This window comes from Parvularculales bacterium, assembly GCA_036881865.1.
In the GTDB taxonomy this organism is placed as follows: Bacteria; Pseudomonadota; Alphaproteobacteria; order JAPOUT01; family JBAJNM01; genus JBAJNM01.
In genome coordinates this window covers 1-11,240 of sequence record JBAJNM010000081.1, presented here as the reverse complement: position 1 = coordinate 11,240, position 11,240 = coordinate 1, and the positions used below count along the sequence as shown (strand labels likewise).

The following is an 11,240-nucleotide window of genomic DNA, read 5'->3' as shown; positions in this document are numbered from 1 at the left end:
TCATCCTGAACATGGTGGTAATCGCCATGGTGACGGTTGGCCTATGAGTTTTGCAATCTTCAACATAAAGCTTCGGGTCAAAACTCTGCCGGGTGACAATGGTGCCGCCGCGTAAAAGCATCGGCGTCAGACAGATAAACAAACCGGCCGAATGAAACAAAGGCATTGGCGCCAGCATCACATCATCACGGCGCAAATCGGCTGCCAGTACAATATTCATGAATTTGAAATAGGTCTGCAAATGATTGCTCACCGCCCCCTTGGGCGCTCCGGTCGTACCTGAAGTATAAATGATTGCCAACGGGTCCATCAGATTGACCGGTTCATCAAACGCCGGCGCATGCGTAGGAAAAGCGCTCGTCACCGCATCATAATCGCGCCCGATAGTAGGCGCACTCTGACCACCATAGGCCAGGAGGCCTTTAACCGCTATGTTGGTCTGGCGCAATGCATCACCCACCGCATCGGTAAAATCGGCGTCAAAAATAAGCGCTGCCACATTGCAGTTATTCAGCTGATAGGCTAACTCATTGCCCAGCAGGCGATTGTTTAACGGCACCGCAACCAACCCCATTTTGGCGGCCGCAAAATACAGCGTTACTGGCGGAAGTGCGTTTTTGCCCATACCCGCAACGCGGTCACCTTTTTTCAGCCCCATGGCCTGAAATGCATGGCATAACCGGTTAACCGCCGCGCCCAGTTCGCCATAGCTGACAGGGACATCGTCAAAAATCACCGCCGCTTTTTCCGGCTGGCGGATGACCCATTTGTCAAACAGTCGCCCAACGCTCCAAGTCATATTTTCTTCATACATGTGCTTGTTTCTCCACCTAGTCCGCAACGGGAGTGTTTGACATTAGGCGCCCCGTTATTTCAGAAGAACACTACGTTCACTCTGAAATATTAGCTTATTCGGTTCAACCAGAGCACCTCTCAAGCGCTGAGATCTGATATTTCAATCTTCTCCCGAACACTATCGACGTATCTACGGCAATGGGAAGGGATTATTCGTTTTCAGAGGGGACCTCAGCTAGAATAAGTTTGTCCAGAGTCAGGTCCGATACGGCCTTGCGTAACCGCTCGTTTTCCTTCTGTAGACGTTTCAATTCGCCTGACTGGTCCGTATCCTTCTTAATAGGGGGAATATCTAATTGTCTTGGGAATGCCTTGTCGCCTGATCTCATTATTGCCGGAACCAGTAAGTCTGACAAAAAGGTCCGTTGCTCAATTTCGTCATAATCATCACGCATGAGGAGGAGCGCTTGTACGCTGGAAATAAATTCAACGAGGCGTACATTGGGAATGTCTTCTCGGACGAGTCCCTTTGCTCGGCCCCTGTCAATCACCGGAGACCAGATATCTGTAACCTCGAAACGAGTCTGTTCATTGCTTTGGAAGAGAAACTGTTCGACGCTGTGATTGGTGTCTTTTTGCAGGATCTCGTTGAATATTTTATCCTCTCTAGCGACTGCAATGGAGACGATAGACCCCTCGATCAACGCCTCTTGTAGGTCCTCATAACTTTCGATCTTTTTGCGGATTTTACTACCCATTTTGATAAGGCGCAGATTCAGAATGTGTTCAATAAGCGCAGGGCGATCTTCGAAAATGCGATAGAGAGTCTTGCGAGAGATGCCAGCCTCTTCGGCAATATCTGTCATGGACGTACGGTGGGGTCCAAATTTCTCAAAGCACTTTAGGGCCGACTCTACGATTTCTTGCTTTGAGGTGCGACTTGTACCTGCGCGTTTAGCGAGCGTGTCCAATTTACGGGTCATCGGCTTTCCTCAGTGAAGTGGGACGTATCTACTCAGCCGCTTGCATTCTGGAACCGCCCAGATCTTGAGTGACCTGAACAAATTCCCCGGGCGTGGCGCCAGTACTCTGATCATTTTGATGGGTGATTTCTCCGTTAACCAAAATCATGTCATATCCGCCAGCGCGCGCTTGTCGCCGCCAGTCTCCTTCGGGCATGTCATGTACGATCTCGTATTTTTCCATATCGAAATACAGGTTATCGAGATTATAGATTAGAATATCGGCTTTGAACCCAGGCAACAATGCACCCCTATCCTCGATTTGAACAGACCGGGCGTGTTTCAGACTGAGTTGAAAGTGCATGTCCTCGAGTGAACGTAACTTATGTTCACGGACCATCCAGATTAACAGGTCTGTGCCGTAGTGGCCCATGCCAAAGACTTTTGTGTGGGCACCTCCGTCAGACCCCCCGCAAACTACGGCGGGATGTGCCATGAGTTGGTGCGCCTGATCCGGCGTAGTTGCCGATACTGGCAGCGATTTAAGTTGCAGCGCCAGGTACGACTTCACGCCCAGCTCTGCAAGAACCTCAACTACATTCTGACCAGTCTCTTCGGAGATCTCACCCAAAGTTTTGCCTATGTAAGTCTTTAAGTCTGCATTATCACCAACCGATATGACGGTTTGACCTTCCAGAGAAGCCGCCGGGTTGCCGGTTACAGCCGAGGTATATTCTTCGTGAAACCGTTTGATAAACTCCGTGTCCTTCAATAGGCTGATGGCCTCCGCATCGGATTTACAAGCTATGATGTCGCGGATCGGGGCCAAATTACCAGCAACAGCGTCAAGCTGGCGAATACTGGATTCAACCCAACCACGGTTCACCAACGCGCCAACGGTGACATCACAACCGTCATCCCGCAATTCCTCCAACCAGGCGAGATCTTCTTCCACCTTTTGAGGGACCAAGTCATGAGTCAAAAAAACATTGTGGATGACACGCACGCGAGTCCCTTTGGCGAGTTCCGCTATACGCTTCGTAATTGAACGATCGCCGTAATACATGATCTGGGAGATCATTTGAATGACGCCTTCTCCGCGATTGGTCACAGCTTTGCATATGTCGAGGATAGCGTCATGATCCATTGAATCGGTGGGCATACTGGTTCCGTCTGTGTCGACGTGGGTATTGCCTTCTGCGCCCATCACAGACATAGAAATGCCGATGGCTCCAGCATCCATCGCTTCGTTAATCAGCCGGTGTAACTCGGCCAACTCTTTTGCATTCGGGGCTCGCGTTTTCGCGCCATCAATCCCCATTACATAAACAAGCAGAGGATTGAGCGGCAGAAAGGTCAGTACATTGACACCTTTAGGCAGGCTGCGGATGCGATTCATGAAATCCGGGTAAGACTCCCAGTCCCAAGGCAAAGCCGTCTTTTGGTGATGAACTGGAATTTGTTCGGTGGTTTCCATCATGCCCATGATGCGCTCTTGATTTTCTTTGCGAACCGGTGCAAAGCCGAACCCACAATTAGCATTAACAACGGTAGTCACCCCATTGTGACCCGCATCCAAACAATAAGGGTCCCAGAACAGGGACGCATCATAATGTGTATGTTGAGTGATAAATCCAGGCGCAACAATCTTACCCTTTGCATCGATGCGCTGCTTAGTTTCCTCGCCGGTCAAATTTCCAATCTTTGTGATCACTCCACCGACAATACCTACATCCGCATAAACACCTGGCAAGCCAGTGCCATCAATAACAAATCCACCTGAGATAATATTGTCAAACGTCGCCATTTTTTCTCTCCTGCGATATCAATTTCCTATGGCCATGCAGAACCATCGCTCACATTAAAGTTAATCTGCCTGCTTATTGGAGACACAAATACTATTACTTGTCAACTTATGCATGACACAATTAGTGAATTTTGTGTAATTTCAAAGAGGCATAGGTTGAAGTCAGTAACTAAGCTTCGATTCAATTCGGAAGGCAATTCCAGACTGATATATTCAGGATTGCATAGATTATCTTTATAACTCCGCAGTATCCATAGGAATTTGTTAGTTTACTAGCTTCTAATGCTGATTGCTGGAGATAGGTGTTGGGATTGGAAATTAAGCCCGGGCCAAATCATGAATAGTTTATAAAGTAACCATTCCTGTAGACAAAATGAGGTCAGACTTGCCATCAAATCTAGCAGAAGTAATTCTATTCTAATAACACAAAATTCACTTATTGTGTCAATATCGTGTTGACAAGTAATAGTATTTGTGTCTCCAATGAGCAGACAGAGTTGAACGTATGACTCATTAAATAAGAGAAAGACGGAGGACTGGATGATTAAGTCAGGGATCGCCAAAGGCACTCAGTTAGGAAATACAACACTATTGACACGCCTTGCTGTAACACTCGGGAGTATCAAGACAACGGTGGTAGGTGTTGCGCTAGCGTTCTGTCACTCTTTAAAAATTAGGCAAACATGCGCCGGCCTCGCGGTTGCGGCTCTTATCATGACGCTTGCCTCTCCGGCGGCAAACGCCATTGAATCCAGATTTGGTCCACTTGACATTTTCTTTGATACGACAATTTCAACCGGTGTCTCTGTCCGCATTGCAAAACGCAATGAAAAATATTTACCCGCCCCCAGTGGTGGCCCCCTTGATACGCGCCCGATTCTGGGGCAGCAAGCTGATGGCACGACAATAACGGATGGGGGAACGTTTTTCGATCCGTCGGATCAGGCCAGAACCGTCGGTTCCATTACCATTCCTAATCCAGCCTATCCTGACAATTTCGATGGTGCCTCCGCCTCCGATGACTCACGCCTCAACTTTGATCAGTGGGATCTGACAAGCGCCACCACCAAGATGACCAACGACATCCAGATCGGTTGGGGCAATCACACCTTTTTTAGCCGTCTCACCTCATATTATGATGCGGTACTGAATCAGGACTCGTCTTATGAACGTTCCGGTATTACCGATAGTGCTAAGACACAGGTAGCCCAGAATGTTGACTTCCTCGACCTCTATGTCAGTGGCGATTACGACATAGGCAGCCTGCCCGTTAATATCCGTCTCGGCAATCAGGTCATCAGCTGGGGTGAGGGAACCTTCCTCTTTAACGGCATCAACTCCATCAACCCCATTGACGTATCCGCCTTCCGCCGGCCCGGTGCCGAAATCAAGGAAGGTCTCCTCCCCATCCTGGCAGCCTATACATCCATCGGCCTGCCCTTTGATCTGACCCTTGATGCTTTCTATCAGTTTGGCCACGAAGAATATGAACTTGACCGCGATGGCACGCCGTTTTCCGCAATTGACGTGGCCAATAGGTCCGCGACCTATGGCGGTAATATCAACGGTATTTTCTGGTACCAGTCCGGTGGGTGGGAAGGAGAGGGACTCCGTCGGTCTTGCCGGATAAATGCTGATTCAAATGCCGAGTGTGGGGCTGTTGCTACTATGACTCAGGCACTCTGGACTAAAGATATTGGTGAGGCCTGGGCTACTGGGTCAGGTGTTAGAACGCAAGCCGATGTGGACGGCCTGTTTGCCTGGAACCGGCGCATTGACGAGGATGAGAATCTGGTAAGGAACGCCATCGGCCGGCAGGAGAGCATCAAGTACGATAGAGGCACTCTTGATACCATATACCGTGCAGCCGACCTTGAGCCGAGCGATGACGGTCAGTATGGTCTGGCCTTCCGCTGGTATTCAGAAGCGTTGAATTACACCGAGTTCGGCTTCTATCACATAAACTACCACAGCCGGTTGCCGCTGATCAGCCTGCGCAGACTGGCACCTATCGTTTACGTTAATCCCATAGATCCTTCCGACCTCGCCTTTAACCGCCAAGTCATTAATACTGGATGTCTAGGTCTTCAACCTGTTCCCGCGGCTCTCAGTAATCAAGCTACAGGCTCGGGATATTCGACGGCTACTGCTAGTGCTGGTTTAGCTGCAGCAATTGCAGCAAATCCTGCTGCTGCTGCCTTTCTTCCCGGATTTCTTGACCCAAGACTCGGTAAAGATATAGCCCCCGGACCTCTGGGTATGATGCCCACCGGTGGAATTCACGGTGGCACCGGCCCCAACACCAATAATTTGCCAATTCTGGACCCTAACAACTATATCGAAGAACTCGACGGTGTAGCGGACCAGATTGTAGCGCAAATTCGAGTAACAAGTACGCTTTTAGCAGCAGCACCAGGTGCAAACACACCAGGAGATCCTGCCAATATTGCTTCACTAGGGTTTAATGCCGTCTATGCCAGATACTTAGATACTACTTTGACTCCCGCTAATCATTTCGAGAAAATGCCTAATACCTTTCGTAAGATGCTCGCTATGAACTGTGTCATTTCTGCTGCGCAATCCGCAGCTCCCGATCTGAATAATTTGGGATTCATGCCTGAGCAAGTGGGCGGAATAAGCAATGCTCTCCCGAACCTTGTCAACGGTGCCGAATTTCTGACCACTGCCTTTCAGTCCGAATTGTTTTTCGAATATCCAGAAGACATCAGCCTGTGGGGTATGAGTTTCAACACCACCTTTGGCGCATGGGGCGTACAGGGCGAAGTGTCCTACCGTGAGAACCAGCCCCTCCAGCTTGATCCCGGCTCGGGCATCGCCGGCATCGCGACAATGAGCTGTAGCCTTAACGTCGTCGGTGATTTGGGCTTTGCTGCGTTAGAGCCTCTCAGTCTCAACCCTGTCTCCTGTCTGGGTTATGATAGTGCAACGAATACGATAACGGATCCGGATGCCCTGACCAGACCCCAGTACCTCAAGGGCTATATCCGTGAAGAAATATGGACAGGTCAGATCGGAACTACCGCTGCGTGGTCGGCCTCCGAACCTTTCGTTAATGCAGTCGGAGCCGACAATTTCATCTTCCTGACCGAAGTAGGCGGAATCTATGCACCAGATATCCCAAGGCCTCTGCATATCCACGTGACTGATCCTTTGTTGCTGCCGGCTGCCGTGGCGGCGGCGGGACCGCAGATTGCCTCCACCTGTACATCGGGCAGTGATATACCGTTGGGTGGAATATTTGGTGCTGACGTCCGCCATGATTGCCGCCCCGATACCTTCTCCTGGGGCTACGTCCTTGTCGGCATCTGGCAGTACGCCAATGCCTTGGGTACGGCCTGGACGGTCTCACCGTCCATCGCCTGGTCCCATGACGTTAAAGGTTACTCACCGGCACCATTCTCCCAGTACACAGCCGGCTCAAAGTTTCTGGATCTTCGTATGACGGCCGAATATCAGGGAAGCTGGCGCGTGGTCCTTGGCTACACCGACTTCTTGGGCAAAGAGCTAAGGGACGTCAACCTTGACCGGGATTTCATGGCTCTTGATATTTCTTACGCTTTCTAGGAGGTCGGACCAAAGTAATTGTGTTTATGAAAGATAAAAATGAGACCGGAATTAAAATGATGGAGTGTTAATCTGATACGGCAATGAACTGATACGGGATTGTCCCGGATGAAGATTCGTATGAGAAAACCACCCCGAGAACCCGGGAAACCTGAGAAGCGGGAGGGAATGTAAAATGAAATTAGTACATATCTTGGTAGCAGGCCTTGGTTTGTGCCTGATGGCAACATCAGCACTCGCCAAGGTGCCTAAGAGTCAGGCTGACCGCCTCGGCAATGATTTAACACCGATAGGTGCTGAAAAGGCCGGAGATGGAGCCATCCCTGCGTGGACAGGTGGATTGGAGAATGTACCGGGCAATGTCGCCTATACCCCCGGCGAGAAACTTGAAGACCCTTTCGCGGCTGACCCGCTCAAGTTCACCATTACCGCTGCCAATATGGACCAGTATTCGGAAAACCTCTCCGAGGGATACAAGACCCTGCTCAGGACCTTTCCCGATACTTATTTTATGAATGTCTATCAGTCCCGCCGGTCCTGCGCCTACCCTGATACTGTCTATACGGCCACCAAGAATAATGCAGAAGTAGGTGAACTGATCGGTGGTGGTACGGGTATAGCGGAAGCCATTATGGGCTTTCCTTTCCCTATCCCCAATAACGCTCTGGAAATTATCTGGAATCATACCCTGCGCTACCGCTCGTTTAAGTCAACTCGACAATTTACTGTTGCCCCTGTGACTCGCAGCGGTGACTACACCCTGCGGACGGTTCAGGACGAATTCTTTCTTAAATGGTCTGACCCCTCCGCCAGACGCGCCGAAGATCTGGATAACATTTCCTTCTTATGGCTTGGTAATATAGTTTCACCAGCCCGTTCTGCAGGTAATGTGTTTTTGGTGCATGAAACCCTTAATCAGGCTATTGAGTCCCGTAGGGCGTGGCAGTACAGCGCGGGCACGCGCCGTGTTCGCCGTGCACCGGATATCGCCTATGATTTCGCCACAGCTGATACTGACTTGTTGGCCACAACCGACAACTTTGACGGATACAGTGGTTCGCCTGACCGCTATGACTGGACCGTTACCGGAAAATCTAAAAAATACATTGCCTATAACAACTATGTAGCCGAGAGCACCCCTTATGCCGAATTCCTCAATGTCCGACATCTTAATCAGGACAAAATTCGTTATGAACTGCAACGCGTATGGACCATTCAGGCAACTCTGAAACCCGATGCCCGTCATGTTTATGCGCGCCGGGTCAAACATCTTAACGAAGATAACTGGCAGTTGGCCAATGGAGAACTCTATGACTCACGTGGTGGCCTGTGGCGGGTGCAGGAACTTCATACCTTGCAACGCTATAATGTACCCCTGTGTGGTTCCGGTGCCGAGATTGTCTATGATCTGCAGGAAGGGCGCTATGTAGCGATGTCCATGCAGAACGAAGAGCCTCCTGTTAACTATTTTGCCGATGAGCTCGACGAGAGCCGTTATACGCCGTCATCCATTCGGCGGATAGGAATTCGCTGAGCAAGTGAATGTTGGCGGTGTGGTTATCCAGCGACGCCAAGTCTTGTTGTGATAGACTTTGATGATGGGGGGTATCGTTAAGCACCGCCTCATTTTTCATTGCCCCCTGACTCTATATCGCACGACGCTGATAAAACCCGCCCGCATTGCAAAGGAGACACCCCATGAAGATATCTCAGGAACTCAGCAACACTATCGTTGACCCTGCCGCGTATGCCGATTTTGACCAAATCCACGAGGCTTTTACCGAGATACGAAAAAATACCCCTGTCGCCCTCGTAGAAGCTGAAGGATTTGACCCGTTTTGGCTCATCAGCAAATTTGAAGATGTACAACATGTTGAAAAAAGCAGTGATCTTTTTCATGCCGGTGACCGTATGACAGTTCTGACTGAGGCTCAAACCATACGCAACACCATTGAAGAGATAGGAACGCCATTCCGGTTAATGACTCTGATTAATATGGACCCTCCCAGACATACCGTTCTTCGTGATTTAACCGCTGACTGGTTTGGACCGCGCTCACTGCGTAATCTGGAACCCCGCATTCGCCAACGGGCCCAACAAACTCTTAAGACATTTGAAGAAATCGGCGGCGAATGCGATTTTGCCAAGGACATTGCGCTCTATTATCCCCTGCGTGTCATTATGGACATACTCGGTGTGCCCGACGAGGGTGAAGAGTTCATGCTGAAAATGACGCAGGATATGTTCTCGGCATCAGACGAAGATATGATGGGCTACAAAAGTAAGGAGGAGCGTGACGCCGCTATGGCCAAGGCGACGATGGATGCTTTCGCCTATTTTAATGACATCAACGAAAGCCGCCGTAAGAACCCGCAAGATGATCTCGCCAGTGTTTTCGCCAACGGAAAAATTGATGGCGAGTATATGACCGATCTTGAAACTATCGGCTATTACGTCATTACGGCTACGGCAGGCCATGATACAACGTCTAATTCTACCAGTGCTGGTATGTGGGCGCTCTGTCAGCAACCTGAGATGCTCTCTCAACTTAAAGAAAACCCGGATCTGATTGCAGCCTTTGTGGAAGAAAGCATTCGCTGGGAAACACCGGTCAAGCATTTCATGCGCTCTGCCACTCAGGATAGTGAACTCCGTGGTATTTCACTTAAAGAAGGTGACTGGATGATGTCCAGTTTTGCCTCGGCCTGCCGCGACGAAGACGTCTATGACAACCCTTTCGAGTTTGATATTACCCGCAAGCCCAACCGGCATCTGGCCTTAGGGTATGGCGTCCATGTTTGTCTGGGACAACATCTGGCGCGGTTGGAAATGCGTATTTTGTGGGAGGAATTGATAAAACGTCTGAAAAGTGTCGAGATGACCGGCCCTATGACCCGTGTGGCCGCGAGTTTTGTATCCGGTCCTAAATCTCTGCCCATACGTTTTACTCTACATTAGGCCGGATTTCTTATAGTCATTTTGTTTCACGCATCACACCCGGGGCTACACCATGACATTAAAGCAGTTTGGTTCAAAAGGTTGGACACCAGAGCAACTAGGCTCTCTTATTGGCAAAACCTACATCATTACTGGCGCGACTGCAGGAACAGGATTTGAAGCAGCCCGTACCCTTTTATCTAAGGGCGCAAAAGTGGTCATGTTGAACCGCAATGAGAATAAATCAAACGCAACCGTTGAACTTTTTAAACAGGAGTTTGGCAGTGATGCGGATATTAGCTTTGTGCAAATGGATTTGGCTGTTATGCAATCTGTTCGTGACGCAGCTGAAGAGATTTTAAAGAACATTTTACATATTGATGCTCTCATCTGCAATGCAGGCATAGCTCAAGTGGCCAAACAACAGATGACAAAAGACGGTTTTGAAAGCCAAATTGGGGTGAATCACTTTGGTCATTTTCTTCTAGCTGGCTTGCTGTTTGAAACCATTGCAAAATCTGAGGGTCGTATCGTAGTTGTTGCCAGTAATGGCTATCGTATGGGGCTGAAAAAAATACAATTTGAGGACATCAATTTTGATAGGAATTACAACCCTTGGAAAGCTTATTCCCAGTCCAAATTAGCCCAAATGATGTTTGCCTATGAACTGCAGCGTCGTGTCTTAATAAAGGGGCAGAAAGTGCAGGTTCATGTATGCCACCCTGGTGCCTCTCGCACCGACTTAATCAATAATCATGCAAATCTGGCAACTAGAATAGCATGGTCTCTATTATCTCGTTTTGCGCAATCTGCGGAGCAAGGTGCGTGGTCTCAAATCATGTGCGCCACACAAGATGGTCTGAAGCCTGAGCGTTATTATGGCCCTACAAAAGCCCAAATGGTTGGCCCTGTTGATGCTGGCCGATTAGAACCATTTGCGCTTGATAAGGATGTAGCAGCAAAACTTTGGGCATTATCTGAGGAAAAGACATCTTTCCGTTGGCCAGATTAGTTCATAATTTATTACCCGCGATGGGATGGTCTTTGACATCAATCGGAACACACGTTAATGGCGGAAAACTACGCTATAATGATAGTCCTCGGCTACTAAAGTATATAATTTCCCCCTATCTGGGGTATAGAGTGCTTCCAGC

6 protein-coding genes and 1 pseudogene are annotated in these 11,240 nt (G+C 49.3%); 4 read left to right on the top strand and 3 right to left on the bottom strand.

Annotated features, from left to right (window positions below; genetic code table 11):
* The 3 genes and pseudogenes from V6Z81_11050 to V6Z81_11040 all read right to left on the bottom strand — a co-directional run.
* A partial coding sequence (locus V6Z81_11050; GenBank protein MEG9863003.1) for an AMP-binding protein occupies window positions 1-799 on the bottom strand: 799 nt, incomplete at its 3' end.
* 790 nt (window positions 800-1,589) lie between these two features.
* A pseudogene (locus V6Z81_11045) lies at window positions 1,590-1,778 on the bottom strand (helix-turn-helix domain-containing protein).
* Between the two features lie 28 nt (window positions 1,779-1,806).
* Complete coding sequence (locus tag V6Z81_11040) at window positions 1,807-3,564, bottom strand: amidohydrolase family protein (GenBank protein MEG9863002.1); 1,758 nt, start codon at window positions 3,562-3,564, stop codon at window positions 1,807-1,809.
* A 540-nt stretch (window positions 3,565-4,104) separates the two neighbouring features.
* Between V6Z81_11040 and V6Z81_11035 the strand changes: the two genes are divergently transcribed.
* The 4 genes from V6Z81_11035 to V6Z81_11020 all read left to right on the top strand — a co-directional run bounded on the left by V6Z81_11035 (window position 4,105) and on the right by V6Z81_11020 (window position 11,098).
* A complete protein-coding gene (locus V6Z81_11035; GenBank protein ID MEG9863001.1) occupies window positions 4,105-7,149 on the top strand; it encodes a DUF1302 family protein in 3,045 nt (1,014 codons plus the stop codon).
* A 175-nt stretch (window positions 7,150-7,324) separates the two neighbouring features.
* The gene (locus V6Z81_11030) at window positions 7,325-8,683 is read left to right on the top strand and encodes a DUF1329 domain-containing protein (GenBank protein MEG9863000.1); all 1,359 of its coding nucleotides are present in this window, start codon (window positions 7,325-7,327) and stop codon (window positions 8,681-8,683) included.
* Window positions 8,684-8,847: 164 nt separating this feature from the next.
* Window positions 8,848-10,107, top strand: a complete 1,260-nt coding sequence (locus V6Z81_11025; GenBank protein MEG9862999.1) for a cytochrome P450 — start codon at window positions 8,848-8,850, stop codon at window positions 10,105-10,107.
* A 52-nt stretch (window positions 10,108-10,159) separates the two neighbouring features.
* Window positions 10,160-11,098, top strand: coding sequence for an SDR family oxidoreductase (locus tag V6Z81_11020; GenBank protein ID MEG9862998.1), 939 nt, complete (start codon window positions 10,160-10,162; stop codon window positions 11,096-11,098).
* Window positions 11,099-11,240 lie beyond the last annotated feature (142 nt).

Coding starts and splice junctions, on each gene's coding strand:
- V6Z81_11025 (MEG9862999.1), top strand. CDS start 8,848: ATGAAGATATCTCAGGAACTCAGCAACACTATCGTTGACCCTGCCGCG.
- V6Z81_11030 (MEG9863000.1), top strand. CDS start 7,325: ATGAAATTAGTACATATCTTGGTAGCAGGCCTTGGTTTGTGCCTGATG.
- V6Z81_11035 (MEG9863001.1), top strand. CDS start 4,105: ATGATTAAGTCAGGGATCGCCAAAGGCACTCAGTTAGGAAATACAACA.
- V6Z81_11040 (MEG9863002.1), bottom strand. CDS start 3,564: ATGGCGACGTTTGACAATATTATCTCAGGTGGATTTGTTATTGATGGC.
- V6Z81_11020 (MEG9862998.1), top strand. CDS start 10,160: ATGACATTAAAGCAGTTTGGTTCAAAAGGTTGGACACCAGAGCAACTA.